We start from the raw sequence: 25,564 nt of genomic DNA on the forward strand, positions 1-25,564 counted from the left end.
CTTCCAACGCGAGTTTCGTAGCGAGCGCGTTACCCGCGCGAGCGTCCTTCACTCAGCATTGACGCTAGTGTTCACTAATCAACAGAAAAATCAATGTCTGCAGAGCATTATTGCGCTCGGTAGGTGAAGTCGTGAATAGTGCGACCAGCATCCAAACCTTTGCGCTCAAAATTCGTAAGAACACGACCGGCAAAACGCTCAGATTCGCTAAAATCTGCGTGTGGAAGAGTTGCTGCAGTATCGGCTGTACCTTTTCCAACGTGCTCAGTTGGAAGGCTTACTTTTAATTCACCAATATTTGCAAAATCTTTACGAGAATCCATAATCTCGTGAACATGCAAAGCATAATCCTCAATATCTGTAGCAATGCGCCACACGCCCTCTTTACGCAATGCATGGTGGATTTCAGAAGCAAGCTCTGGCTGCACGATACGACGCTTATGGTGGCGCATTTTAGGCCATGGATCCGGGAAGAAAGTCCAAACCTCTTCTAAAACTCCTAAATCGCATGCAGCAAAGAAATCAGGAGCGTTAATTTGCGCAATACGAAGATTAGTTAAACCTTGCTTTCCAGCAAGAAGCATGGTGTGAGCAACGCCTGGATCATAAACTTCAAGCGCCAAAAAATTAGTTTCTGGCAAACGTTCAGCTGCAGCAACAATGTTTTCGCCCTGTCCGGAACCAATTTCAACAATAAGCGGATTATCATTGCCCCAATTATCTTTGATCCAATCAGGCGTAATGAACAAATTTTCGCGCAATCTAAAGGAGCCAGGAGCTTGAGTAATGTCTAGTAGGTACTGACTTGCATAACGCTCCTGAGCGTGCTGTAAACGCGCATCTAAGCGTCCAGAACGACGCACAAACGACAATACAGTGCGTTGTTTGGCTTGCATAGTGTTTTCGTTTTCATTTTCACTGCTCATGAGATTACTTTCGTTATTTGGGCTACATGCCTTTAGTTTACATTCGCATGATTTTAGTCATACTTGTATGCATCGTTTTTATGCTACCAAAAAGTATAAAAAAGCAGCGAAAGTTATTCAACAAACGCTGCTTAATTAAATTTATTGACGAATATAATCTTTAGGAGAATAAATCGCGAGCAGCACTACCGTTCGGAGCATCCTCTACTTTAATATTTACTTGAGCTGGACTCAGTAAAAAGACGCGAGGAGTTACACGTTCAATAGAGCCGCGCACGCCAAATACTACACCTGCTGAGAAATCAACAATACGATACGCCACAGATTCAGTTACACCAGTCAAATTCAGAACTACCGGTACGCCGTCACGCAAAGCGCGACCAACCATCTGCGCATCATCATAAGACTTCGGATGAATAGTAGTAATACGACTCATGCGATTAATATTCGACCGCGCAGAAACGTTACCAGCTCGCGAGTCATCATTACGCTGCGACACAGCAGGAGTTACCGAACGATCATTGTCAAACGATGTTTCTGGAACATCAGCTTCAACATAATCATCATCTTCTGGAACGTCCGCCATACCTACATATGACATCACATTCTTCATAAATCCAGCCATGAAGTAACCCTCCCCTCGTGACGCTTAACGCAGAAAATCAGGAATATCTAGTTCATCCGGTTCAGATGCAGATTGCTGAATAGGAGCTGTAGCAGACGTATATTGCTGACTCATGGCAGAGTCAAACATTGAAGGCACAGCAGCAGGTTGTTCAACTACTTGCGGAGCAGTTTGAGGTTCTTCCTTCACGGTTGAAGTAGACTGCGCTGGAGCAACATGCTTAACATCAGCTTGCATGTCTACAAACTGACCAGCTTTAGCAGATGTATCATCAACCTTAGGATGGGAATCAAAACCTGCAGCAATAACAGTTACGCGCACTTCATCACCATAAGAATCATCCAACGAAAGACCCCAAATAATTTGAGCCTCCGGATGAATAGCCTTACGAACGAGTTCAGTTGCAGCAGAAGCTTCCTGAAGTTTCAAATCGTTTGGACCTGCAATATTAATCAAAGCACCATGAGCACCCTCAATACTTTCCTCAAGCAATGGGGAACTAATAGCAATTTCAGCTGCCTGCGTAGCACGATCCTCGCCTTTTGCAGCACCAATACCGAAAAGCGCGGTACCTGCACCACGAAGAACAGCAGTAACATCAGAAAAATCAACATGAATATAAGAATTCATGGTAATCAAATCTGTAATGCCTTGAACACCCGCAAGTAATGCTGTATCTGCAGTCTTAAAAGCTTCAATAATTCCAATAGTACGATCAGAAATTTCCAACAAACGATCGTTTGGAATCACAATCAACGCATCAACTTCTTTACGAAGATTCTCAATGCCAAGTTTAGCTGACGCAGCACGCTGCGGACCTTCAAAACCAAATGGTCGCGTAACTACTGCAATAGTTAAAGCCCCTTGCTGATGTGCAGCACGAGCCACAATCGGGCTTGCACCTGTACCGGTTCCGCCGCCTTCACCACAGGTCACAAACACCATATCAGCACCCTTAAGTGCCTCCTCGATGTCTGACTGATGATCCTGCGCAGCTTTAGCACCCTTCTCAGGGTCTGCACCAGCGCCTAATCCTCGACTTGAAGCATCAGACAATGAAATCTTTACATCAGCATCAGAACGCAGTAAATCTTTAGCGTCAGTATTAATGGCCACAAATTCTACATTCTGTAGACCCTCGCTGATCATCCGATTGACAGCGTTACCGCCGGCACCACCAACGCCGACTACCTTGATGATAGTTTTGTCATTGAAATTGTCAGTCTGGGCAATCTCGCTCACCGTTGTCTCCTGTCACTCACGCACGTTTACACCATATTTTAGCGCAAAAACGCTCGATACTGACGACGTTTTAACAATAAACTGAAAAAATGTCACTGCTTTGATAATACACCGGGCTATATGCAAATAAAGATGGCGCGCAATTTTCTTCGCAGATTCACTAAATATTCATCATGCAAAAATAGTAAAAAGCTTAGAAAAACTTAGTAACTAGCATCCATCGGGTCGTCACCAAACAAAACTTCGCGCTCCTCATGACTAGTAGTACGCGAATCTAACCAACCGTATGGTAAATGAACTTTCTTAGCGAAACGTACACGTCCGCGCGGCGTGTCTAAGATTTGTTCTGGCAGATGAAGAGAACCATCAAGCATGTCAAGATTGCGCTGAACATCCTCAACGGACTCACACTCCATAAACGCTTTACGCGTGCCTCCACCGACAGGAAAACCCTTCAAATACCATGCAACATGCTTACGTAAATCATGAACAGCCATACGCTCATCGCCATCATAAAACTCAACTAAAAGCTTCAAGTGACGCAAAATCACAGAACCAACTTCTGCCAAAGTAGGATTCACACAACTACTACTACCTTCGCAAGCGCTGCGAATATCCGCAAATAACCACGGTCTACCCTGGCAGCCTCTACCAATAGCCACACCAGCGCAGCCAGTTTCTTTAAACATTGCGAGCGCATCATTCGCACCCCAAATATCACCGTTACCAAAAACTGGAATATGAAGCACTTCTACAAGTTCAGCAATACGCTGCCAATCTGAATGACCACCGTAATATTCTGCAGTTGTGCGGGCATGCAAAGTCACAGCCGCACACCCTTCCTCCTGAGCAATATGTCCAGCTTCCATAAACGTTTCGTGACTCTCGTCGATACCAACACGGAATTTAGCTGTAACAGGGATTCCTGCTGGCTCACAAACGGAAACAACGCGATGCAAAATTTCTTGTAACAAATCAGTTTTCCAAGGAAGAGCAGAGCCTCCTCCGCGTCGCGTCACTTTTGGCACTGGGCAGCCGAAGTTTAAGTCAACGTGATCAGCCATGTTTTCGTCAACAACAATTCGAGCAGCTTGTTCAACAATAGACGGATTTACACCATAAAGTTGCAAAGAGCGCACTTTTTCGCTAGGTGCAAAACGGCATAAACGCAAGGCTTTTGGATTTCTTGCGACTAATGCGCGTGCAGTAATCATTTCTGCCACATACAACCCATCTGGACCATATTCGCGGCAGATTACACGGAAAGGCCAGTTAGTAATACCGGCCATTGGAGAAAGGACAACAGGAGTAGCAATATGAACTTTCCCTAAATCTACTGGTTTTATAGAAAAATTCATATTGCTTTAACTCCGTTCACTTTAGTAATAATTTTGCTTATTAATGCTTAAGCGACATTTACGCGATACTTAAGCTACACTCAAACGCGTATTAGTACAATCCGCCAGCAGTAGCGATTTGTACAGGCTGAGATTCATCCTCTCCTGCCTCTTTTGTAATATCCGTAGCGCCATCTGCAGCACGAGTACCAACGATTTCAACAGGACCTTGCGGATATTTAACGCGCTTTTCGTTAATGCGGCTAGCAACGTAATCTGCAACTTTGTCGATAGAAACACGTTCCTGCTGCATAGTATCGCGCTCGCGGATTGTAACAGCATGGTCTTCCAAAGTATCGAAGTCAACTGTTACGCACAAAGGAGTACCAATTTCGTCTTCACGACGATAGCGACGACCAATAGCACCAGCTTCGTCGTAATCGATAACCCAATCATGCTGACGCAAATCCGCAGCCAAATCTTGAGCAACAGCTTGCAATTCTGGCTTCTTGCTCAAAGGCAACACTGCAGCCTTAACAGGAGCCAAACGAGGGTCAAGTCGAAGAACGGTACGCTTATCAACGCCGCCCTTAGTGTTTGGAGCTTCATCAACGTCGTAAGCATCAACCAAAAATGCCATAAGCGAACGCGTAAGACCAGCCGCAGGCTCAATAACGTAAGGAATGTACTTTTCGCCAGTAGCCTGGTTGAAGTAGCTCAAATCCTCGCCGGAATGCTTAGCGTGAGCAGACAAATCGTAGTCAGTACGGTTTGCAATACCCTCAAGCTCTCCCCAATCCGAACCTTGGAAGCCGAATTTGTATTCAATATCGACAGTGCGCTTGGAATAGTGGCTGAGCTTCTCCTTAGGATGCTCGTACATGCGCAAGTTTTCTGGTTTCACACCCAAATCCACATACCAGCGAACGCGAGTGTCAATCCAATACTGATGCCAAGCTTCGTCGGTTCCAGGCTCTACGAAGAACTCCATTTCCATCTGCTCGAACTCACGAGTGCGGAAAATAAAGTTTCCAGGCGTAATCTCATTACGGAAAGACTTACCAATATTGGCAATACCAAAAGGCGGCTTTTGGCGAGTAGAAGTCATAACGTTCTTAAAGTCAACGAAAATGCCTTGAGCTGTTTCTGGGCGCAAATAGTGCAAGCTGTTTTCGTCTTCAACAGGTCCTAAATGCGTGCGAAGCATCATGTTGAAGTCACGAGGCTCAGTCCAGTTTCCGCGAGTTCCGCAATCTGGGCAAGCAATATCTTTTAAGCCGTTTTCTGGCATTTTGTCGCCATGCTTTTCAGCATAAGACTCTTCCAACTTATCTGCACGATGACGCTTATGGCAATTCAAGCACTCAATCAAAGGATCGTTAAACACGGAAACGTGGCCGGAAGCAACCCAAACTTGAGAAGGCAAAATAACGGAAGTATCCACGCCAACAACATCGCCGCGCGTGGTTACCATGTAGCGCCACCATTCGCGCTTGATATTATCTTTCAACGCAACACCGAGCGGACCATAATCCCACGCAGAACGCGTGCCACCGTAAATTTCGCCGGCTGGGAACACAAATCCTCGACGCTTAGCCAAGGAGACGACTTCATCAAGCTTTGAAACAGCCACAATACACCTTTTCGTAAAACTAGAAAATTCGGGTGAAAACGTTGCTATTATAGAAAAACCCTGTGACGCTTGTAAAATTAGTAAAGTAACTGTTACAGTAACGCAAATTTATAGGTTTGTTGACACATTATTTGTCGTTGCATTGTTTTTGCTAAATTTGCGTAAGATTACGATTTTAAAGGAATTGTTACTATGAGTGAAAATAATAGCGCGAATACAAACGACTACGCGAACGAGCACAAAACTAACACGGTTGCAGCATTGTGTATTGCTCCAAGCGGAGTCGGCGACGAATTAAGCGAGTACGTGGCGGATGCTGTACAAGTAATTCGTAATTCCGGGTTAAAGAACGAAACTAACGCAATGTTTACAAATATCGAGGGCGAATTTGATGACGTTATGCGTGTAGTAAAAGATGCTACAATGGCTTTAGTCAACAAAGGATACCGCACTGGAGTACTCTTAAAGTTAGATATTCGCCCTGGTTTCAGCAATCAAATTGACGCAAAAAGTGCGCTTGTAGATAAGATTCTCGACGAACGCAAAAACAACGAAGATTAAGCGTTTTTTACGCCACCAAATCTGCGGTCGCGATGCGCATAACGGTCGATTGATCTCCACAGCGCTTCGCGGCCATAATCCGGGAATAATTCCGGCACAAAATCAAGTTCCGCGTAGGATGCTTGCCAAGGCAAAAAGTTGCTAGTGCGCTGCTCGCCGGAAGTGCGAATAACTAAATCACAATCTGGAATATCTGGATTGTATAAATGATCCGCAATCATTTTTTCGCTTACGCGATCGCCTTTAATTTTGCCGTCGCGAACTTCTTTTGCAATTTGCGCACACGCATCCGCAATTTCTGCACGACCACCGTAATTTATGCAAAAAACAACGTCAATAGTTTTATTATTTTTGGTGATTTCTTGCGCTTTTTCTAACTCGTCAATAACAGACTTCCACAAACGTGGGCGACGACCTGCCCAGCGAACGCGCACTCCCCACTCGTTCATTTGCGCAACTCGCCTATGGATAATATCCCTAGAAAATCCCATTAAAAATCGCACTTCTTGCGGAGATCGTTTCCAATTTTCGGTAGAAAAAGTGTACAAGCTTAAGTAGCGAACTCCTGCTTCTATAGCTCCTGCAATAACGTCAAAAACTACTGGTTCTGCGGCTTTGTGACCTTCGGTCCGAATCATTCCTCGCGTTTTTGCCCAACGACCATTGCCGTCCATAATCACACCGATATGACGAGGAACTTTACCCTTAGGAAAATCTGGTATACGAGAAGGGTCACTAAAAGGAGCCGCTGGAATATCAAGCGACGTATAATCTACATTTTCAAAAGCCATACTTACGAATGTAACAACCCCATCGAACGAATTGGACGTTCCAGATAATATTCAACCCATTGTTGAATACAACACACGGTAGAATTGTCAATCGACGTACCGTCTACTACAGACCAATTCCCTTGTGCAAGCGCACATAGTTGCAATCGCGTTTCATGAGAGCAAATAATTGACTCAGGAGTGTGATCACTTGCACACATAACACCACCGGCAGTAGGTGAAAAGTAGCATAAGTCTTCGGTCTTTCCACAAACAACACAAGCTGTTAAACGCGGCGACCATCCAGCTAACGATAATGCACGCAATACATACGACATACCAATAGCAACCGGCGCATGCTTATGGTGAGACAATGAAGATAAAGCAGCAATAAGTAAACGATACTGCCCGGAGGTATCTTGATATTCAGGAATATATTCGTCAAGATATTCGTGAGAAACTAAGGCATCCGCAACTTCCAGCATGACGTTAGCGTATTCGTACGACACATAATCAGCACAAATTTCACCAGCATACGCAGTAATAGAAACAGCCTGAGATACAACATCCAAAGACTTTCCTTGCGCCAAAAGCACGTCAACGCGCATAAGAGGCTCAAGACGACCACCAAAACGCGACTTAAGGCGACGAACACCCTTAGCAACAGCACGAACTTTACCATGCTGCTTCGTTAGCAACACCACAATTCTATCTGCCTCACCTAGAGGAAAGGCGCGAAGAACCACAGCTTCATCACGGTATAATGGCATGAATCAAACTAAGCTCATTTGCGTATACAAGCGCAATATTTACTCATGATCAGTATCGTTTGCATCCTTAGCACTATGTGTATCATCATCAAAAACATTGGACTCATCAATATGACCAATAATCGGGAAAGAAAGATCTGGAATGTCCAAATTTAACGGTTTGCTTGGAGCCAAGTGCGTAATCGGCATCTGCTGCACTGGATGCGTGCGCTGGGTTGGCGCCGCAGGAGGGAATGACGGAACAGCAGTAGACGTATGTGCAGCAGGCGCTGGATTATCATGGCGAGTTGCTGCAGGCGTAAACGAAGGAGGCACTGGCGCAGAAGAAGTTGAATTATGCATTACAGTAGCACTTTGCAAAAGCTCATCATTACTATCAGTATCATCAATATTTGAAGAATTGCTTACTGCTACATGAGGCGTAAAAATCGCACGCTCAGATTGATGCAATGATTCAAATGAATCATCAGCACGTTGATGGTCATAATCTACAGGAGCAAAAATACTCTGCTTGTCGTGATTTGGCACTTGAGGAGGAACCACAGGAATATTCGTTAAATGAGGAACACTATCCGCAGCCACAGTCTCATCGACGATATCTTCAACTACTGAAGATGCAGGAATATGCGAAGAAGCAGTCTGCACCGAAGGAGCAAACGATGGCGCAGCTGAAACAGGAGCAGGAGTTGCTGAAGCCTCAGAAGCTGCTGGAGCAGGAGTAGAAACAACAGGTTGAACTACAGGCATAACTGAAACTGAAGTAGGTGCCGACGTATGTGCAAGAGCAGGAGCAGACGTAATTGGCGACGCAACGTGCGAGTATGCATCACGTTTATCTGTATCAACATACTGCGCTACCCTACCAAAAGATTCCAAACTACTCAGTAAGCGAATGCATGCATTCAAATAATAATCAACCTGACGCTCATCATAACCACGCTTGCCTGTTCGCTGCGTAAAAATTACATTAGAAACATAGGAAGCATCAATAGCAGCTAATGTTGTTTCATCAGTTTCCCACTCAATTTCGTGATCAAGCATCACTGCAATTTTATCGAGCGCTTGATCAACCATAATGTCAACTTGCTTACGAGCATAAGATGGTCGATGCGGTGCACCACCTTCAAAACGATTACGATAATCACGCTGCGCATGCTGTAAAAGCTTCTTATACAAAGCATCAGCACGCGCTTTCCACACGACTCTGCCGCATTGTGCAAGTTCTCGTGCAGTACACTTATCAACAACAGCACGCTCTAAACGAGATAAAGCCGCGTCAACTTGACCAATAATGTAACCATTGCGCTCTAAATCAAAAGAAACATCCTGAATGTCTTGCTGTGTGAGTCGATCATCGTCACTTTCATACAACGTATGCGCACGCTCTAGAAAAGCATTCACCTGTGCGACGTTATATCCTAACTTACGCTTACCAACACGCTCCATTCCTGAAGCATTACGAGCGGTATCAGGTTTTTGAGCCATCGAATATCGACCTCCTGAGCACATGTTCTTATTCAATATACTGTACGCGATTGTTGCGACGCGCGCCACACGTTGCATTCGTACATACCTTCATGTATGTTTTTACTTTGTTGCGAACGGGCGATTAGCTCAGCTGGCTAGAGCGCCACCTTTACACGGTGGATGTCGGGGGTTCGAGTCCCTCATCGCCCACTTTCTATTCGATTTGATTCATTTATTTAGGTTCGCTTATTTTGTATTCGCTTATTTAGATTCTCTTATTTGTATTCGCTTATTTTGCATTTGCATTTTTTGCACTACAAGTTGGCAATGAGCGTACATTGTGACCAGAACCAATAGTTCTCAATGCTGTATAAGCCTCATCAAGCGTGCTCACACGCACTACTCGTAATCCTTGCGGTACATGCCCTACTACTTCGTCACAATTATCTTGGGGAGCTAAAAACCAAGTAGCACCATCGCGTTGAGCTGCAATCATTTTTAGACGAATACCGCCGATAGCACCAATTTTTTGTGATTTTTCAATAGTTCCTGTGCCAGCTACAACCTTACCGCCTGTTTCATTTTCGGGAGTAAGTTTATCAAGAATACCCAACGCATACATCATTCCTGCAGAAGGACCACCAATATCCTCAATATGCAAACGAACTTTTACTCCATCAGTATGGATGCCCAGCTTCTTAGCCGCATACTGCAATGCTACACGTTGAGCTACATTCTGCGAATCATTCATCTCACGTACTGATGCCTGCTCATAGTCATCTGCACTTTGACCAACTGGCACCACTGCTTCACGTGGCACCACTTTCCATTGAGGATTAAACCAAGATAGCAATGCGTAAAAAGTTGGAATTTCGCAACTAACACCTAAAGTAGTAACAGTCAGCATTAATAATTTGCCAGTATCGTGGTGTTCTTTCACGCGCGAACCAGACATGTCTATTACGGGGATTTTCGACACTGAAGTTAACACATCCTGTGTAGGTCCCGGTTGTTCAACAACGTAAGCACTCGGAGACAGTAATGCAACTAATGCTACGAATACTGTAAAACATCCAGCATAATAGCGTAAAGAGTGCAAACTCGTGTGCGTAGCTACTTTGCGCAACAGTGTGAAAAAACGTTGAACGCATGCGCGAAATAATTGAGGCAATGTAAACCTAGACATGCTTGTATCATGACACAAGCCCTCTATAGTTTTCTTATACGACTTAACACAAAACTGTACAATCGAGTAGAATATACTGTATTACTATATTGTATTGAGTGGTGCGCGAATTTGCGCGTAACTAGTGCGTTGCACGTAGCATAAAGGATGACCTCATGAACGATGATGCAATTCACCAATGGCTTATTGAATGCTTTGGGCCAGTACAAGGCGAAGAAGCATGGAAACAGCTTGAGCAGCTTCCTTTTGAGCTGCGTGAACAGATTCTCAATCAAAATCCAGGCAAGCTTCCTAAACCAGACGAAGTTCGCAGCATGATGCAAGCTTTTAGCGCAGGCGGTCTCAATAATCCAAGTGAAATGGAAGCAACGCTTGAAGAGGGACCAATTAATCGCAAATTAGCGCAGTCTATTGCATTACAACACGCGACCGGTGATCAAGGTAAAGTAAACGCCGAAGTCGCTGACTCTGCTCGCCGCGCACTAAGTCAAGCAAATTTGTGGCTAGATATCACTTGCAAATTCAATCCTGCTCCAGGAACTCCTGCCGTACTGTCTCGAGCAGATTGGGTAGAAGGAACCTTGGAAGCATGGGTAAAATTCGCTAATCCGGTAGCAAATTCAGTAAACAAAGCACTGAGTTCCGTTATTGAAGAACGATTCCATGATGTGGACGACGCAGAAGTAAAAGGAATATTTGCTGGCGTTGTGCCAATTCCAATGCCAGAAGGAATGAATAATCCAGCACAATTAATGAAGCTGCTCGGTAACACTTCCTTTGCTATGCAATTAGGACAAGCTGCTGGTGCGTTATCTCACGAAGTTCATGGCAGTTTTGATCAAGGACTTGCTTTACTACAAAATCCAGCCGGTGGATTAATTCCATACAATTGCATTGAATACGCAAAAGTGTGGGAGCTGGATATGAGTGAAGTTATGAACTATTTGGCACTACGTGAGTCTGCTCATGCAAGATTATTCGCAGCTGTACCATGGCTTATGCCACGATTTGAAGCACTGATTATTAAATATGCAAACGGTATCAATATTGATCTAGAAGCTATGGAAGATCAGCTTCGAGATATAGAAACAATGAATCCGGAAACTATTTCTGGTGCCGTAAACTTATCTAATATTGGCAGCAACGATTCCGAAGAACAGCGTCAAGCATTACATAGTTTGGAAACGTTACTTGCACTTGTTGAAGGTTGGGTTGATTGCGTTACATGGCAGGCAGGCATGGCTCATATTGAGCATATTGAACAACTTCGTGAAATGATGCGTCGTGAACGAGCTGCAGGAGGACCGGCAGAAGTAACCTTTGAGTCGCTACTTGGCTTACATCTACGCCCTCGTCGTATGCGTGAAGCTGCGCAATTATGGGAAAAATTGACTCGTGAACATGGTGTTGAAGAGCGAGATAACTTATGGAGCCACCCAGATTTGCTGCCAACACTACCTGACGATACTGATCAACAGAACAAACTTACAAATTCACATAATCAGCAGACTACAAATGGCACTGAACCAAACAGTAAGCCTGCAGAATCTTCCGAAAATTCTTCTGCAGATTTGCACACTAGTGCAAGCAACACAGAACATAGCAACAAGAACGCGAACAGCGGAAGTGATACAGCAGTTACGAACAGCAAAAGTTCCAGTAAGTTTGCTGATGATTACTCAAGTGGAAATGATTGGGATGCTGATCTTAGTAGACTGCTTGAGGAAGATGCGCGCCAAAAGAACCAAAACAACAACTCTGACGACAATCCTAGTGATGCTGACAACACCGATGCTGACAACACCGATGCTGACAACACTGATGCTGACAACGAAGGGCCTTCTGGCAATAAAGAGGATTCTGGCGACAACAATTCAGCTGAATAATCAACTTCACCTTATAAAACAGTATTATTTGTTCATACTGCAGTCACACAACTGCAGTATGAACAAATAAACAGTGTTGAACATTATTTTCGCAACAACAATCTGCAACATCAATACGAGACACTGCTTCAACAAGTTGTTGCAAAAAGGTTATCATTTAAGCCAAAAAACGGCTCGGCACACGATTCATACCCATGCCATTTTCTTTACGTAATGCATACGAAAGATGTAAGGTTTTTTCTGCTCGAGTTACAGCAACGTACATAAGTCTACGCTCTTCTTCTATATCTTCGTCTGTAAAAGCAGAACCGAATGGTATAAGACCTTCTGCGCAACCAATAACATAAACATGAGAAAATTCGAGACCTTTCACTGCGTGAATTGTGGAAACGGTAACCGTTGAAATATCAACAATATTCGAGGTACCATTACCATTTGCTGCAAGTGAATGTTGCACATCTTCTAGCACGTTACGCTGCCAACCTACGTCTCTTCTCACGCGATATGGCATTTTTGCTGCTTTTAACGCTCTACAAATAACTTGCTGCTGAGCATTAGTGCGCGTAAGTATTGCGCAATCCCCCAACTTAGCAATACCAGTTTTTACTAATTTTGCAATTTGCTCAACTACACCCAACGCTTCTTCAATATCCGTAGCAAAAACTTGCTGTGAAACACGAGTACCACCCCTAGTTAACGCCTTAACTTTTACATAATCACGCTTATAAGGCGAAGCAGCGAGCACACGATTAGCAAGCCCCACTATACGTTCAGTAGAACGATAATCCGTATTCAAACTAATGTCGGCACTTACGGGGGCAAATTCTTGCGGGAAAGTAAGCAAATAGTAGCTACTTGCGCCAGCAAATGAGTAGATAGTTTGCGCAGGATCTCCTACTACGCAAATATCACGATTTTTCCCCATCCACAATCGCAATAATTCATGTTGCAAAGGTGACACATCCTGATATTCATCGACAGTAATCCAACCAATTGATTGACGAATACGACTGGCAGCATCAGGAAAATTTCGTAAAATATGACATGCAAGAAGGAGAATATCGTTAAAATCGATACAGTTACGCGCATTTTTTTCAGTTTCGTAAGCTTCGTATAAGTCAACAAATTGTTGCGGCTCTAATCCTGCTGGAGGCATACGATGCGTTGCAGCACACACGCGAATATAATCATCTGGAGCAATCAGTGAAACTTTAGACCAATTGATTTCCGCTAAAATATCGCGAGTTTGCAATAACGTCATATCCACAAAATCTGGGTAACGTTTCATCGCGGAAGATATTATTTGCTGAGAATCGTCCATAATAGATGGAAAAGTCGCAGAACAAATTTCACTCCACACATTACGAATCTGTTGCAAAGCAGCCGCATGAAATGTTGCAACACAACCAATATTGCTAATTCCAAGCGATTCAATACGCGAGCGCATTTCAGATGCAGCTTTTACAGAAAAGGTAACAGCCAACACTCGCTCAGGATCCCACTTACCTGTAGCGCAAGCATATGCAATTCGATGTGTAATAGTTCGCGTTTTACCAGCTCCAGCGCAAGCAATAATGCGAACTGGACCTTCTACAGCGGTAGCTGCAGCACATTGCGCATTATCCAGACCATCTAAAAGCGCTTCAGGTGAAGAATTCATACTTACTATTGTTGCAGTATTCACGACGCTTGTACAATTACAACAAAGATATGTGGATAATTTGGATAATATAATCTATATGTTTACTGTTGAGTACTAGTAGGTAACTCATATTTACACGTTTTTACTACTGTATGCTGTATGTTACTTAAGGAATGCGTCAGCTAACAATAGAACGCACAATGCTGAAATCTATTCTCAAACTTCCTCAGTAACGATCTGAAATATGAGTCGAAATTGATCGATGATACGAAAACATATCTTTATCAAAAAGTAAAAACCAAAACAATAAGACAATAGATAGTAAATTGCCAACCATATCCATAATAAATTGGCGAAATTTCGGTGCTTTGTATTACTGTGGGAGTGTGACACAACTCAGTAGATTTAAGTTGGCAGCACTGGCATCTGCAGCCATGCCCGAAGTACAGTTTGCAGGAACACGCCAAAGTGAGCAGGTTAATACCACTGATACGGCAGCAGGGATTTCTCACGCAGTCGTACAAGATGTTTCTGGTCGCCTTTATGACGTTTTTATCAGTGCCGAGAGTAAGGGTCGCAAACGTTTGCACGATCGAGCACGTGCAGCATGGACATTGCAGCATAGCAAAGATTTAGCAGCACTGGGATTTGCTTACGATACTATGCTTACATTTGTTCCAGGGAAACGTGAAAATACCGAACAGAATACTGACAATGCGCAAGCTGTTAGCACGCAGCAACCTATGCGTAATATGTCAAGTCTTGTTATCAACAAAGATGATGATGCTACGGTACTTATTTGCGAACACCTTGAAGGTAGCGCACGCGACTTACGTCTTCTTACTACTGAAGATTGCACTAACGTTGGTACAGCAATTGGTGCTATTCATCGTTTACATACTACTTTTGTGACACGCGGTAAATATCCTGCTTTTACAACTGGTCAAATTCGCGCGCAGCTAACCAGTTGGATTAAACGCCTTCGTCAAGCGGGACATATTCCAACAGAAATTACTGACAGCTGGTCCAGAGTCTTAGAAACCGAAGGTTTATGGTCTTTTGAAACATGTCCAGTACACGGTGGTTTCGTAGATGGCGATATTCTTTTTACTGGATCAACTATCACTGCTGTAACAAATTGGCAAAATATGCAAATTAATGATCCTGCACGCGATTTAGCTTGGATTTTTGCAAAGCTTAATGAGCAACGCAGGAATGCTGTACTTTCTGCGTATGGTCGCATGATGGGATCTCGCCTTGATAGTTTGATTATGTTACGAGCGAACTTGTGGTTGCAAATGGAACAAGTTGGCGATTTTATCCAAGCTTTACAGCGGGCTGACACCACGAGCATTATGCGGTTTAAAGCACAAGTTGAACGCTTAGCCCACGAATTAACGCGCATTAGCAATGCACAATCAGTAAAAAATGGACATCACAATAACAATCCTGCTTCCACGATTACTGTTGGTTCATTGCTTGAAAACGATAATACACAAAGTCGCCAAATTGCACACAATGGCACTGCCCATACTGTCAATACTACGAATCATACGCATAATATGACGAATACGGACACTAGTGATGAAACTCATGAACGCGACATTACTATTGAAGGCGATTCCACGCACAGTAATCGTCAAGATGTAACCAATGAGCATGAGATTACAGCAAACGATAGTACACATGAACACACAGTGCAATATACTGGCACTTACACATCAAGCGCTCATCTTGAAAAAAAGGCACAGCTTGCAGATGACACTGCAACACAGGTTATTACACATGTAACAACTCAAACACAGCATGAGACAGCAGAAACAATTGCACAAAAAACAACAGGTATAGAGCACAATAATGGCGATACTCATACAGAATCTACAAACAATACAGACGATTCAGAACACGCGATGATAAATAACGCTTCTGAATCACAGAGTATAGCTTACACAAAGTCTGAATCCGATCACGAAGCCGAGTCAACAGTGAGCACCAACGTAGATAATGATAAACCTGAAACTGTAATTATTCCTCTACTTGAGCGTGAGGAACGTGCTATGCGTGATGCGCAAGCAGACTTACATAAGTAGGTGCCATACAATATAAGTGAAAATTATAAGTGAATAACGACATACAGTAACGAAATACAATAACGCAAAAATAAGGCAATAAGTATAACAGGAGGACACATATGCGAGTAGTGCTCGGTATAAAAAACGTTTCCGATTCAATTAATTTTGAAACCAATCAGAGCTCTGAAGAAGTTCGCAACATAATCAATGATTCCAAGGAGATGCTTGAGTTTACTGATGTAAATGGTCGCACCATTATGATCTCCTCCTCATCATTGTCTTACGCTCTCATTGGTGACACGCCAAAGCACGCAGTAGGATTCGGAGCTCTCAATTAAAAAAGACAACAGCTTAATTCCCGGCATTTGTTGCCAATATTGCTGTTTGTGGAAACATTTGCCGGAATTTATAGTCTATAGCTTATAACCGCGGGACAATATTTCAGATACTACGTCACTACTTGTTGTTTCCTCACCCAAACGGTTTGGCTTACCAAGTCCATGCCAATCAGATCCACCAGTAACAAGCAAATCACATTTACGCGCCAAAGCAAGCAAACGACGGCGCTGATCTTGAGAATTTCCGCGATGATACACTTCTAACCCATCAAGACCATATTGAGCAAAAGAAATAATCTGATCATCCGAAAGTAGCACGCGGTTACGGCTAGGATCAGCTGGATGTGCAATAACAACCACGCCACCAGCGTGCTTAACAGCATCAATGACATCGCGCACATTCGGCGAAGGCGTAGGAATATAGTATGGACTTTGCGGAGAAACAGGACCAGCAAAAGCCTCGGAGCGCGTTTGGAACACACCAGCTTTTACTAGAGCATCAGCAATATGTGGTCGTCCAATTGTAGTCAAATCACCAAGCTTAGCTTGAGCTAAAACATCATCCCACGTAATAGGAAAATCACACGACATCTGTTCAACCATACGCTTTGTGCGTTCAAACCTACGCTTACGAGTCAACGCAAACATACTCACTATGCAATCATCCTGCGGATGATACTGATATGCGAGCATATGCACATAAACTCCAGCATCTTCCGCAGTAATTTCCGAACCAAACAGCGCTGGCATATTCACAGCATGAGCAGCTTGACGAAAATCATCCCAGCCGGCAGTAGTGTCGTGATCTGTAATAGCAACCCCTTGCAAACCAGCGATTTTAGCTTGCGTAACTAAATCAGTTGGTGTTGCAGTGCCATCAGAATACACAGTATGGCAGTGCAAATCCCAACGATGATAATCGTGCGAAAAGTGCGCGTACGTGTTGTTACTCGTTACAGTCATATAATTATCGTAGACTGTAGTCTGTAAAGCGTGTTATGTATAACGCAAAAGTAGGCAAATACATTAGTGAGGAGCGGTCATGCAGCAAAATGAAGCCGAAGAAAACTGCAAAACAACACTCCACGGCTGGAGGCACTCTGCAGTATGGACTTATGGCGTGATGCTATTTTTCTCTGCTGTAGCGCTCGTAACTTCGCTTATACTTTCTGCTGAAACCCTTGCTTTAGCGCGTGCTCCTAAAAAGCTCTTGAGTTGTGATTTTAACAGTGTAGTTTCCTGTTCGCGCGTAGCACAAACTTGGCAGGCAGAAATGGTGAAATTCGGCGAATTAAGCTTCCCAAACGCATTCTTTGGAATTGCCGCAGAAAGCGTGTTCGTAACACTTGCTGTTATTGGTATGATTCACGTACGTGTGCCGCGATGGTTTGCAATCTGCACTTGGCTTGGTGGCTTGTGCGCACTCGCCTACGCTTATTGGCTGTTTTCGCAATCTATGTTCGTGATTCACGCGTTGTGCCCGTGGTGCATTATGCTTATGTTCTCCACAACTGTGCAATTTATGGCGCTAACGCACGCAAGCGTAAGTTCACAAAAGTTGCTTGTTAAGCGTTTTAGCTTGGTTGAAAGCTACTACCGTTTGCGATACGACTTGCTCATAGACGCGCTTTGGGTTGCGGCATTGCTTACTTTGATTTTGTGCCAATATTCTAAAGTATTTTTTGGCTGAGTAAGAGCGATTTGTAACGCAAAATCTTAACGCAAGATCTTAACGCGAACTTTTTCCAACACAAGCTCTTCAGCACAAGCTCTTCGCAAGATTTTGCATGCGCTCGCTTGTATCCGAATTAGTAAGAGTTATGCTGCCTTCTTGAGAATCGCTTGCAAGCTCATTATTAAGTTCCAATATTTTGTGTAAATGGTTAATCGTACCCTCATTGCCGTCAACAATATTCGTGCGCACAGGCAAAAACTCACGGAAATAATCCCTATAAAACACAAAATGCGTGCAACCAAGCACAACCGAATCAATACTGTCTAAATCATACTCGTCGAAATACTTGTGAAGAGCAGCAAAAACTACATCACGATTATGAAGCTCCCCCCGCTCAACAATACGCACTAAGTCAGGGCAAGGCTGCGAAAAAATCGTGTTATCTTGCGAAAAACGTTGCAGCAAATCCGCAAACTTGCGCTCGCGAAGAGTAAGAGGAGTTGCCGCTACGATTACGCGCTGAGGCTTACCTTTGCCTAAATCACAAGCTAATTTAAGCGCCGGCTCCATACCTATGATAGGTATGCTGTAGTTCGCGCGCAAATCGTTCACAGCTGCAGAAGTGGCAGTATTGCAAGCAATTACGATGGCTTTTACATTTAGACTAACGAATCGCTCAACAATTGCGAAACTTAGCTTTTTAACTTCCTCAGGCGTTTTAATGCCGTATGGAGCGTTAGCAGAGTCGCCAAAATAAATGATTCGCTCGTGCGGAAGACTAGCATGCAACTGACGAGCTACGGAAATACCTCCAAGCCCCGAATCAAAAACGCCAATTGCTGCCGACGATGCCATAAACTACCTCCTAAAAACGCTTACTATCGTAATGGCGAGCCTCAACAATATAGCGCGGTTGATCAAATATAAAAGCAATTCTGAATCTTTGTAAATAGCTTATATCCACAATGCATAAAAAATCTAAGAAATCCGACTTAAAGCATTTACGATACCTAATACAAAACAACAATCATTAAAGATAGTTTCAATTGATGCTATTTTACGTTAAAATAAATGATAGAAGGTGAGTATGAATTTTGAATACGATCCTGCAAAAAGCTTAAAAAATTTAGCTAAACACGGTATCAGTTTCAAAAAAGCCCAAATACTCTGGAACAATGAAACAGCTGAAATCAAATCCAAAAATTCAGGCAATGATGACTTTCGCTACTTAGTTTTTGGAAAGATAGACAACAAACATTGGACTGCAGTAATAACAAAAAGAAATAATCGAATTCGTATTATTTCTGTAAGAAGATCGCGTAAAAAGGAGGAACAATATTATGAAAAACACCACAAAGAGTAAAGAAATAAGCGGAAAAGAAATTGATAAAAAATTCGATAACGGTGAAGACGTACTTGAGTACTTTGATTTGGAACATCCAACTATACAAAACCACTCGAATGAACAAAAGCACGTCACATTTATTATGCCTGAATGGATATTGCGAATAATGAAATTCTTTAGAATAGCTACAACACGGTAGTCAAATAAAAGAAATAAATAAAAACAAAAACGTGCCGACGTATTGAAGATACATCGGCACGTTTTGTTTAGTTAGCTATATGTTTAGTTAGCTGTTAGTTGTGGTTTACGCACGCTTAAGACTTACACTAAGCTCAGTTGCGCTAGAATCAGCTTCAACAACCTCGAAGCTCGTAGCCAAAGTCTCCTCCGCAATCAAATCGCGGAACTGCTCAACTTTAGCAACGTCCGCGCTAGGTACGCTCAAAGTCAAAGCGATTCGGTCACTAATATCCAAACCGTTCTCCTTACGAGCATCCTGAACAGCGCGAATAGCGTCGCGAGCATAACCTTCCGCAAGCAAATCGCTAGTCAAAGCAGTGTCAAGCATAACGAAACCGCCAGTTGGCATTGCAGCAGAAGCCGTATTCGCAGCCGCTTGAGCATCAGAAGACTCAACGCGATTCACAAGCTCATACTCGCCCTCAACAAGCGCAACTTCGCCGTTTGGAGTCTGAACAACAGGGGCACCAGACTCGTCAACACGCCAATCGCCACTCTTAGAAGACTTAATAGCAAATTGCACTTGCTTACCCAAACGAGGACCAGCAGCGCGCGCGTTCACCTTAAGCTCGTGAACAATCTTCAAACCGTGAGAGCTTGCATCTTCCAAAGTGCAGAATGTAACATTCTTCACGTTAAGCTCGCGCTCAAGCACCTGCTCATAAGGCTCTACAGCAGCAGTATTTTCTGCAACAACCGTCAAGTTCGCCAACGGCTGGCGCACACGCAACTGTTCCGCCTTACGCAACGAAAGCGCAGAAGACACAACCTCACGAACCTTATCCATAGCAGCAACCAAAGCATCGTCATGCGCAAGAACAGCACCAAGCTCAGTTACTTCGCCAGCCTTAGGGTTCTTCTCGCCATCCGAAAGAGTCTCAGGCTCAACCAAATAAGGCCAATCAGCCAAATGCACAGATTCGCCGCCTGTAAGACCGCGCCACACAGCCTCAGCTTCCATAGGAGCAAGAGGAGCAATCGTGCGCATGAATACTTCCAAAACCGTGTAAAGCGTGTTGAAAGCAGCTTCGTCTTCATTCCAGAAGCGGTCGCGGCTGCCGCGAATATACCAATTCGTAAGCACATCAATAAAATCGCCAACTGCCGCGCAAGCGTCACTAATAGCAAACTCGTTCAAGCACTTTTCAACGCGCTCAACAAGCAAACGCGTGCGAGCAAGCAAATAACGATCCATGTTGCAAAGTCCTGCAACCTCGTCCGCACGAAGCCTGCGAGCATCGTAACCCTTGCCACCGTTTGCAGCATTCGCATACAAAGTGAAGAAGTAGTACGAGCTCCAAACTGGAAGCATAACCTGACGAACCGTATCCCTAATGCCGTCTGCAGTCACAATCAAATTGCCACCGCGCAAGATTGGCGAAGACATAAGGAACCATCGCATTGCGTCAGAACCGTATTCATTGAAAACGCCATTAACATCTGGGTAATTGCGCAAATGCTTACTCATCTTCTGGCCGTCGGAACCAAGCACGATGCCGTGGCAAATCACGTTCTTAAAAGCTGGGCGGTCGAAAAGCGCCGTAGCCATAATGTGAAGCGTGTAGAACCAACCGCGAGTCTGACCAATATACTCAACGATGTAATCGCATGGGAAGTGCTCTTCGAAGAAGTCCTTATTTTCAAACGGATAATGGAACTGTGCGAAAGGCATAGAGCCAGACTCAAACCAGCAGTCGAGAACGTCCGTAATACGGTGCATTTGCGACTTTCCGGTAGGATCGTCTGGATTTGGACGAGTAAGGCGATCGATATACGGACGGTGCATATTCACATTGCCATCGTCATCGCGCGGATAATCGCCAAAATCAGCCTTAAGTTCTTCCAAGGAACCGTACACGTCTACGCGAGGATACTTTGGATTGTCACTCACCCACACTGGAATTGGCGAACCCCAGAAGCGGTTGCGGCTAATTGACCAGTCGCGAGCGTTAGAAAGCCACTTACCAAACTGGCCATCCTTAACGTTTCCAGGAATCCAATTAATCTCTTGATTAAGCTCTAGCAAGCGCTTCTTAATCTTTGTAACAGACACAAACCAGCTAGAAACAGGCTTGTAAATAAGCGGAGTTGCGCAACGCCAGCAATGAGGATAGCTGTGCACGTAGCTTTTTTCTTGGAACAGCAACGCGCGCCGATCTTCCGGCATTTGAGCAAGCGGACCGTCCCCTGCACGCAAGTTGCGCAAAATTGGCAAGTTCGCGTCGAAAACGTACAAGCCTTCGTAATCTGGACAGTCGCTTGTAAACTTGCAGCCTGCGTCGAGCACGTCAACGCTGCGAATTTCGTGTGCGTTAAGCGTATTCATATCGTCCTCGCCGTAAGGAGCCTGGTGAACAAGACCAGTACCTTCAGCGGTGTCGACATAATCTGCTGTGAAAATCGTAAAAGCGTTAGGACCAGGAGTGCCACCCTCTGCGAGCGCAGAATCGCTTGCAAAATAAGGGAACACTGGGTAGTAGCGCCAGCCAGCCATCTCAGCGCCCTTAAGTTCGCGCACAACCTCGTAGTTTTCGCCAAGTTCCTTAGCGTAGGAGCCGAGCAAAGGCTTGCCAATGTAGAACTTTTTGCCTGCGAACTTGCCTTCAGTTGGACGAACTTCCACGTAGTCGATGTCTGCACCGACTACGATTGCGAAGTTGGTTGGCACAGTCCAAGGAGTAGTGGTCCAGAAGACTGCATAAGCGTCGGCTTCATCGCGAAGCTTAACGGCGACGGAAACGGTAGTATCCTGGCGATTTTGGTACACGTCTGCATCCATACGAAGCTCGTGAGCGCTGAGCGGAGTTTGGTCCTTTGGGCAGTACGGAAGCACGCGGTAGCCCTTGTAAGCTAAGCCCTTATCGTAAAGCTGCTTAAATGCCCACATTACGGATTCCATGTATGGGATGTTCAGCGTTTTGTAGCCGCGCTCGAAATCAACCCAGCGAGCCTGACGATGCACGTAGTTTTGCCACTCTTTCGTGTACTTCAAAACACTAGCACGGCAAGCATCGTTGAACTTTGCGATACCCATTTTTTCGATTTGCTCAACCGACTCGATGCCGAGTTCCTTCTGCGCTTCCAACTCTGCTGGAAGTCCGTGAGTATCCCAACCAAAAACGCGGTTTACTTTGCGGCCGCGCATAGTCTGATAGCGCGGAACAACGTCTTTTGCATAGCCTGTGAGAAGGTGACCGTAGTGAGGAAGACCGTTTGCGAATGGAGGGCCATCGAAGAACACGAACTCGTTTTGGCTACCCTTGCCGGACGGGCGGTATTCGATTGACTTGCGGAAAGTATTGTTTGCATCCCAGTATTGGAGAACGGATTCTTCAAGCTTTGGGAAGGAAGGATTTGGGGCAACTTGCGCGTCGGCGGTTGCTTGCGTTGATGCAGAAACACTTACCTTTGGATATACGTGATTTGCGGACGCGTTTGCTGCTGGATTAGTGGATTCGCTCACTGTGCTCTCCTCGCTCAACAGGGTGAATATTTCCCTGCGAGGACGACAGTTACTGCCGCGGTACCACCTCGCTTGCTATAAGATGATTACGTAAAACAAGTTACGCAATCAACTATTCTTATAGCCTCTCGTGTTTGGCTGTGCGGGCCAACCCCGTCGGTTCTAATAAGCGAGAATCTTACGAATCCTCGCCGTTCTTCCGAAAACTCCCCGCCGATAACGGATCATCGCTTAAGTTAGGAATAATCTAACACTATCCCCTAACATTAGGAAGGATTTCGCGACTCGCGAATAATTTTCATGACATTTTCATGACATATTATCCAAAAATGCTTTAGCTTCATTAGCATTGCTAAAAACAATGCCGTCTTCAGAAATTTTGCCATTCATAATTTGATTAGCGTGGTTCATAGCCTGAAGTGTTGCTTCATTCGGAAGAGGCGTAACGAGTGACGGACTAATAGGTAGAGCTTGTTCACGCACTGCTTGCTTAAGAAACATGTTTAACGCAGTAGACATATCAAGACCTAAAGCATCAAATAAGACTTCTGCATCTTGCTTAGTTTTCTCATCTGTTCTGAAATTAATTCTTGCTACCGTGGAAACAGCCATAAAAACACCTTCATTGTCATAATTGCATACAATATATGTCTATTGTACACATATATGTCAAAAAACAATATTATATCTATAAATTGTTGCTCTTTAGTATATAAGTTACAATTTCATATATATACAGGGCTTAAACAGGCAATTAAGAAAATTACGCGAGGAACAATAAGATGGACAAGGTTAGTTTTTCAACGTTTGACGCAAGTAAATACTTAGACACACAGGAAGCAATTGATGAATATCTTGCTATTGCACTAGAAGATGGAGATACTAAAACAGTCCAACTTGTTCTAAGAGATATAGCAAAAGCTCACGGAATGAGCAAACTAGCTCAAGAAACGAAACTTAATCGCGAATCACTGTACAAATCACTTTCTAAAGAAGGAAACCCATCATTTGCAACAATCTCAAAAATTTTAAAAGCACTCGGATTACACATGACACTTGCAGTGAATAAATAATAATCTGCTAATTAAATTCACAATCCCCCGCTATTAGATGCACAAAGAGCCAATCAATCGCTTGATTGGCTCTTCGCGAACCAGACACAGTCTGGCTTCACCACATACTCGTTTTACAAAAGAAACTAATATTTGTCAAAAACAAGCAAACTATATACAGCGAACAACATCATTGCACAAATATAAACTGCACAACGTCCACACATAAAAGTGCCCCGGATCAGAATCGAACTGACGACACCCACTTTAGGAGAGTGGTGCTCTATCCACTGAGCTACCGAGGCAGTGTAGTTGATTGCAGCGCGCAACACGCAAAATGAAACACGCGCACGCATCCTGCAAAGCAACAAATGGCAATTATACACTAAGGCGTGTCACTGCGGCGCGCGCTAATCCTCAAGATTAGACTGCGTGCCGGCCGTAGCCGCTGTAGCTGACTGCTCCGCCTGTGCCGCGTCCAACTTGGCACGAACCGTGGCAAGCAAACCCTGCGCGCGCTTTGCCAACGCCTCGCCAATCTCCCACTGACGCATGGACTGGTCGAGCGTCAAACCACCAGCTTCCAGCGCCTGAACCGCCTGAACAAGCTTTTCGCGAGCCTCTTCATACGGCATCGCCTCAATCGCAGCGCGCTCTTCTTTCGTAAGAGTGCTTGCAAATTCTGCACTTTGCGCGCTTTCTGCACTTTCTGCGTTCTTAGTTTCTTTTTCGCTCATATCTAACCTTTCGTTGTATCTAAAATATCTAAAAATTTACTTACTTGACTTTACGGCAGCCACTTTTGTGCCAGTCACCTTGCCAAGAACCACGCCGCTTTTAAGCGTAACTGTCATATCGTCGCCAACTTTCGCTAACGAAGCGTCGTCCAGCACTCGCCCACCGCTGAGCTGCACAACAGCGTATCCGCGATTCAAAGTCGACTGCGGACTTAATGCAGTCAAGCTCGCGTGAGCCTTCTCAACAGTCAAGCTCGCATCGTCAAGAAGTCGCACCAAACCGTGGCGCATTCGCTCAATAGCCTGCTCAACCAATCGCTCGTGCGGCTCAAGCATAGTGCTCGGGCGCGTAAGGCTCGGGCGGTTCGCGTAACCCTCAACGAGGCGAATCTCATTATCGACGCGCGCAGAAATTCGCATGCGCATAGTTTGCAGCGCGTTATCAATAAGCTGCCACTGCTCGCGAACGTCCGGAACAACGCGCTTTGCAGCATCCGTAGGAGTTGAAGCGCGCATGTCTGCCGCCAAATCAATCAGCGTCCAATCGTCCTCGTGTCCGATTGCGGACACAATCGGCGTCACACACGCGGCCGTAGC

At 44.5% G+C, this 25,564-nt stretch carries 23 protein-coding genes and 2 tRNA genes; 8 read left to right on the top strand and 17 right to left on the bottom strand.

The genetic code is table 11. The features are described from left to right. Positions 1 to 107: 107 nt before the first annotated feature. From trmB to HMPREF3208_RS03280, 5 genes are all read right to left on the bottom strand, one after another. Positions 108 to 926: a tRNA (guanosine(46)-N7)-methyltransferase TrmB gene (gene trmB / locus HMPREF3208_RS03260; RefSeq protein ID WP_064347233.1), complete on the bottom strand. Its 819-nt coding sequence runs from the start codon at positions 924 to 926 to the stop codon at positions 108 to 110. Between the two features lie 160 nt (positions 927 to 1,086). Continuing rightward, the gene (locus HMPREF3208_RS03265) at positions 1,087 to 1,551 is read right to left on the bottom strand and encodes a cell division protein SepF (RefSeq protein WP_016636942.1); all 465 of its coding nucleotides are present in this window, start codon (positions 1,549 to 1,551) and stop codon (positions 1,087 to 1,089) included. Positions 1,552 to 1,575: 24 nt separating this feature from the next. Then, positions 1,576 to 2,793, bottom strand: a complete 1,218-nt coding sequence (gene ftsZ, locus HMPREF3208_RS03270; RefSeq protein ID WP_016636943.1) for a cell division protein FtsZ — start codon at positions 2,791 to 2,793, stop codon at positions 1,576 to 1,578. A gap of 203 nt (positions 2,794 to 2,996) precedes the next feature. After that, positions 2,997 to 4,151 (bottom strand): tRNA dihydrouridine synthase DusB, encoded by a 1,155-nt coding sequence (gene dusB, locus HMPREF3208_RS03275; protein WP_064347235.1) that lies wholly within the window; start codon positions 4,149 to 4,151, stop codon positions 2,997 to 2,999. A gap of 91 nt (positions 4,152 to 4,242) precedes the next feature. After that, positions 4,243 to 5,763, bottom strand: coding sequence for a glycine--tRNA ligase (locus HMPREF3208_RS03280; protein WP_064347237.1), 1,521 nt, complete (start codon positions 5,761 to 5,763; stop codon positions 4,243 to 4,245). A 192-nt stretch (positions 5,764 to 5,955) separates the two neighbouring features. Between HMPREF3208_RS03280 and HMPREF3208_RS03285 the strand changes: the two genes are divergently transcribed. After that, positions 5,956 to 6,324, top strand: coding sequence for an MTH1187 family thiamine-binding protein (locus tag HMPREF3208_RS03285; protein ID WP_016636946.1), 369 nt, complete (start codon positions 5,956 to 5,958; stop codon positions 6,322 to 6,324). On the opposite strand, the gene HMPREF3208_RS03290 is transcribed toward HMPREF3208_RS03285, so the two are convergent. From HMPREF3208_RS03290 to HMPREF3208_RS03300, 3 genes are read right to left on the bottom strand one after another with little or no spacing between them, the layout of a single operon-like run. Continuing rightward, positions 6,321 to 7,115: an isoprenyl transferase gene (locus HMPREF3208_RS03290; RefSeq protein ID WP_016636947.1), complete on the bottom strand. Its 795-nt coding sequence runs from the start codon at positions 7,113 to 7,115 to the stop codon at positions 6,321 to 6,323. The genes HMPREF3208_RS03285 and HMPREF3208_RS03290 overlap by 4 nt on opposite strands. Before the next feature lie 2 nt (positions 7,116 to 7,117). Next, positions 7,118 to 7,864, bottom strand: a complete 747-nt coding sequence (gene recO, locus HMPREF3208_RS03295) for a DNA repair protein RecO (RefSeq protein WP_016636948.1) — start codon at positions 7,862 to 7,864, stop codon at positions 7,118 to 7,120. 39 nt (positions 7,865 to 7,903) lie between these two features. After that, on the bottom strand, positions 7,904 to 9,349 hold the full coding sequence (locus tag HMPREF3208_RS03300; RefSeq protein ID WP_016636949.1) for a DivIVA domain-containing protein: 1,446 nt from the start codon (positions 9,347 to 9,349) through the stop codon (positions 7,904 to 7,906). Positions 9,350 to 9,467: 118 nt separating this feature from the next. On the opposite strand from HMPREF3208_RS03300, the gene HMPREF3208_RS03305 reads away from it, so the two are divergent. Then, a tRNA-Val gene (locus HMPREF3208_RS03305) sits at positions 9,468 to 9,541 on the top strand. 79 nt (positions 9,542 to 9,620) lie between these two features. On the opposite strand, the gene HMPREF3208_RS03310 is transcribed toward HMPREF3208_RS03305, so the two are convergent. Then, positions 9,621 to 10,517 (bottom strand): YlbL family protein, encoded by an 897-nt coding sequence (locus HMPREF3208_RS03310; protein WP_050567768.1) that lies wholly within the window; start codon positions 10,515 to 10,517, stop codon positions 9,621 to 9,623. Between the two features lie 155 nt (positions 10,518 to 10,672). Between HMPREF3208_RS03310 and HMPREF3208_RS03315 the strand changes: the two genes are divergently transcribed. Further along, complete coding sequence (locus HMPREF3208_RS03315; RefSeq protein WP_016636951.1) at positions 10,673 to 12,403, top strand: zinc-dependent metalloprotease; 1,731 nt, start codon at positions 10,673 to 10,675, stop codon at positions 12,401 to 12,403. A 157-nt stretch (positions 12,404 to 12,560) separates the two neighbouring features. Here HMPREF3208_RS03315 and HMPREF3208_RS03320 read toward each other — a convergent pair whose 3' ends face one another. After that, entirely contained in the window at positions 12,561 to 14,063 is a 1,503-nt protein-coding gene (locus tag HMPREF3208_RS03320; protein WP_064347239.1) for an ATP-dependent helicase, read from the bottom strand. Between the two features lie 416 nt (positions 14,064 to 14,479). Here HMPREF3208_RS03320 and HMPREF3208_RS03325 point away from each other — a divergent pair, with 416 nt between their 5' ends. Further along, on the top strand, positions 14,480 to 16,135 hold the full coding sequence (locus tag HMPREF3208_RS03325) for a phosphotransferase (protein WP_064347241.1): 1,656 nt from the start codon (positions 14,480 to 14,482) through the stop codon (positions 16,133 to 16,135). A gap of 101 nt (positions 16,136 to 16,236) precedes the next feature. Then, positions 16,237 to 16,455, top strand: coding sequence for a DUF3107 domain-containing protein (locus HMPREF3208_RS03330; RefSeq protein ID WP_016636954.1), 219 nt, complete (start codon positions 16,237 to 16,239; stop codon positions 16,453 to 16,455). Positions 16,456 to 16,530: 75 nt separating this feature from the next. Here HMPREF3208_RS03330 and HMPREF3208_RS03335 read toward each other — a convergent pair whose 3' ends face one another. Beyond that, positions 16,531 to 17,418 (bottom strand): PHP domain-containing protein, encoded by an 888-nt coding sequence (locus HMPREF3208_RS03335; RefSeq protein WP_064347243.1) that lies wholly within the window; start codon positions 17,416 to 17,418, stop codon positions 16,531 to 16,533. Positions 17,419 to 17,497: 79 nt separating this feature from the next. On the opposite strand from HMPREF3208_RS03335, the gene HMPREF3208_RS03340 reads away from it, so the two are divergent. Further along, the gene (locus tag HMPREF3208_RS03340; protein WP_064347246.1) at positions 17,498 to 18,145 is read left to right on the top strand and encodes a vitamin K epoxide reductase family protein; all 648 of its coding nucleotides are present in this window, start codon (positions 17,498 to 17,500) and stop codon (positions 18,143 to 18,145) included. A gap of 69 nt (positions 18,146 to 18,214) precedes the next feature. On the opposite strand, the gene murI is transcribed toward HMPREF3208_RS03340, so the two are convergent. Beyond that, complete coding sequence (gene murI / locus HMPREF3208_RS03345) at positions 18,215 to 18,985, bottom strand: glutamate racemase (RefSeq protein ID WP_064347248.1); 771 nt, start codon at positions 18,983 to 18,985, stop codon at positions 18,215 to 18,217. A 232-nt stretch (positions 18,986 to 19,217) separates the two neighbouring features. Here murI and HMPREF3208_RS03350 point away from each other — a divergent pair, with 232 nt between their 5' ends. Further along, a complete protein-coding gene (locus HMPREF3208_RS03350) occupies positions 19,218 to 19,493 on the top strand; it encodes a BrnT family toxin (protein WP_064347250.1) in 276 nt (91 codons plus the stop codon). 286 nt (positions 19,494 to 19,779) lie between these two features. Here HMPREF3208_RS03350 and ileS read toward each other — a convergent pair whose 3' ends face one another. Further along, on the bottom strand, positions 19,780 to 23,178 hold the full coding sequence (ileS, locus tag HMPREF3208_RS03360) for a mupirocin-resistant isoleucine--tRNA ligase (RefSeq protein ID WP_064347252.1): 3,399 nt from the start codon (positions 23,176 to 23,178) through the stop codon (positions 19,780 to 19,782). A 309-nt stretch (positions 23,179 to 23,487) separates the two neighbouring features. After that, on the bottom strand, positions 23,488 to 23,790 hold the full coding sequence (locus tag HMPREF3208_RS03365; RefSeq protein ID WP_064347253.1) for a type II toxin-antitoxin system RelB/DinJ family antitoxin: 303 nt from the start codon (positions 23,788 to 23,790) through the stop codon (positions 23,488 to 23,490). A gap of 170 nt (positions 23,791 to 23,960) precedes the next feature. Here HMPREF3208_RS03365 and HMPREF3208_RS03370 point away from each other — a divergent pair, with 170 nt between their 5' ends. Then, positions 23,961 to 24,251, top strand: a complete 291-nt coding sequence (locus HMPREF3208_RS03370; protein WP_016808696.1) for an addiction module antidote protein — start codon at positions 23,961 to 23,963, stop codon at positions 24,249 to 24,251. A gap of 211 nt (positions 24,252 to 24,462) precedes the next feature. On the opposite strand, the gene HMPREF3208_RS03375 is transcribed toward HMPREF3208_RS03370, so the two are convergent. The 3 genes from HMPREF3208_RS03375 to HMPREF3208_RS03385 form a co-directional block, all read right to left on the bottom strand. Continuing rightward, positions 24,463 to 24,535, bottom strand: a tRNA-Arg gene (locus HMPREF3208_RS03375). A 105-nt stretch (positions 24,536 to 24,640) separates the two neighbouring features. Next, positions 24,641 to 24,967 carry an exodeoxyribonuclease VII small subunit gene (locus HMPREF3208_RS03380; protein ID WP_064347254.1) on the bottom strand — a complete coding sequence of 109 codons (327 nt, stop codon included), beginning with the start codon at positions 24,965 to 24,967 and terminating at the stop codon, positions 24,641 to 24,643. Positions 24,968 to 25,003: 36 nt separating this feature from the next. Beyond that, positions 25,004 to 25,564 (bottom strand): exodeoxyribonuclease VII large subunit (locus tag HMPREF3208_RS03385; RefSeq protein ID WP_330986963.1); only part of this gene is annotated, 561 nt, incomplete at its 5' end.

This window comes from Gardnerella vaginalis, assembly GCF_001546485.1.
In the GTDB taxonomy this organism is placed as follows: Bacteria; Actinomycetota; Actinomycetes; order Actinomycetales; family Bifidobacteriaceae; genus Bifidobacterium; species Bifidobacterium vaginale_D.

Excerpts from the sequence above, each read along its gene's own strand:
- HMPREF3208_RS03325 (WP_064347241.1), top strand. The coding sequence starts at position 14,480 with ATGCCCGAAGTACAGTTTGCAGGAACACGCCAAAGTGAGCAGGTTAAT.
- HMPREF3208_RS03370 (WP_016808696.1), top strand. The coding sequence starts at position 23,961 with ATGGACAAGGTTAGTTTTTCAACGTTTGACGCAAGTAAATACTTAGAC.
- HMPREF3208_RS03315 (WP_016636951.1), top strand. The coding sequence starts at position 10,673 with ATGAACGATGATGCAATTCACCAATGGCTTATTGAATGCTTTGGGCCA.
- HMPREF3208_RS03300 (WP_016636949.1), bottom strand. The coding sequence starts at position 9,349 with ATGGCTCAAAAACCTGATACCGCTCGTAATGCTTCAGGAATGGAGCGT.
- HMPREF3208_RS03365 (WP_064347253.1), bottom strand. The coding sequence starts at position 23,790 with ATGGCTGTTTCCACGGTAGCAAGAATTAATTTCAGAACAGATGAGAAA.
- HMPREF3208_RS03265 (WP_016636942.1), bottom strand. The coding sequence starts at position 1,551 with ATGGCTGGATTTATGAAGAATGTGATGTCATATGTAGGTATGGCGGAC.
- HMPREF3208_RS03335 (WP_064347243.1), bottom strand. The coding sequence starts at position 17,418 with ATGACTGTAACGAGTAACAACACGTACGCGCACTTTTCGCACGATTAT.
- HMPREF3208_RS03320 (WP_064347239.1), bottom strand. The coding sequence starts at position 14,063 with ATGAATTCTTCACCTGAAGCGCTTTTAGATGGTCTGGATAATGCGCAA.
- HMPREF3208_RS03330 (WP_016636954.1), top strand. The coding sequence starts at position 16,237 with ATGCGAGTAGTGCTCGGTATAAAAAACGTTTCCGATTCAATTAATTTT.
- HMPREF3208_RS03340 (WP_064347246.1), top strand. The coding sequence starts at position 17,498 with ATGCAGCAAAATGAAGCCGAAGAAAACTGCAAAACAACACTCCACGGC.
- recO (WP_016636948.1), bottom strand. The coding sequence starts at position 7,864 with ATGCCATTATACCGTGATGAAGCTGTGGTTCTTCGCGCCTTTCCTCTA.
- murI (WP_064347248.1), bottom strand. The coding sequence starts at position 18,985 with ATGGCATCGTCGGCAGCAATTGGCGTTTTTGATTCGGGGCTTGGAGGT.
- trmB (WP_064347233.1), bottom strand. The coding sequence starts at position 926 with ATGAGCAGTGAAAATGAAAACGAAAACACTATGCAAGCCAAACAACGC.
- HMPREF3208_RS03310 (WP_050567768.1), bottom strand. The coding sequence starts at position 10,517 with ATGTCTAGGTTTACATTGCCTCAATTATTTCGCGCATGCGTTCAACGT.
- HMPREF3208_RS03285 (WP_016636946.1), top strand. The coding sequence starts at position 5,956 with ATGAGTGAAAATAATAGCGCGAATACAAACGACTACGCGAACGAGCAC.
- HMPREF3208_RS03350 (WP_064347250.1), top strand. The coding sequence starts at position 19,218 with ATGAATTTTGAATACGATCCTGCAAAAAGCTTAAAAAATTTAGCTAAA.
- dusB (WP_064347235.1), bottom strand. The coding sequence starts at position 4,151 with ATGAATTTTTCTATAAAACCAGTAGATTTAGGGAAAGTTCATATTGCT.
- HMPREF3208_RS03290 (WP_016636947.1), bottom strand. The coding sequence starts at position 7,115 with ATGGCTTTTGAAAATGTAGATTATACGTCGCTTGATATTCCAGCGGCT.
- HMPREF3208_RS03380 (WP_064347254.1), bottom strand. The coding sequence starts at position 24,967 with ATGAGCGAAAAAGAAACTAAGAACGCAGAAAGTGCAGAAAGCGCGCAA.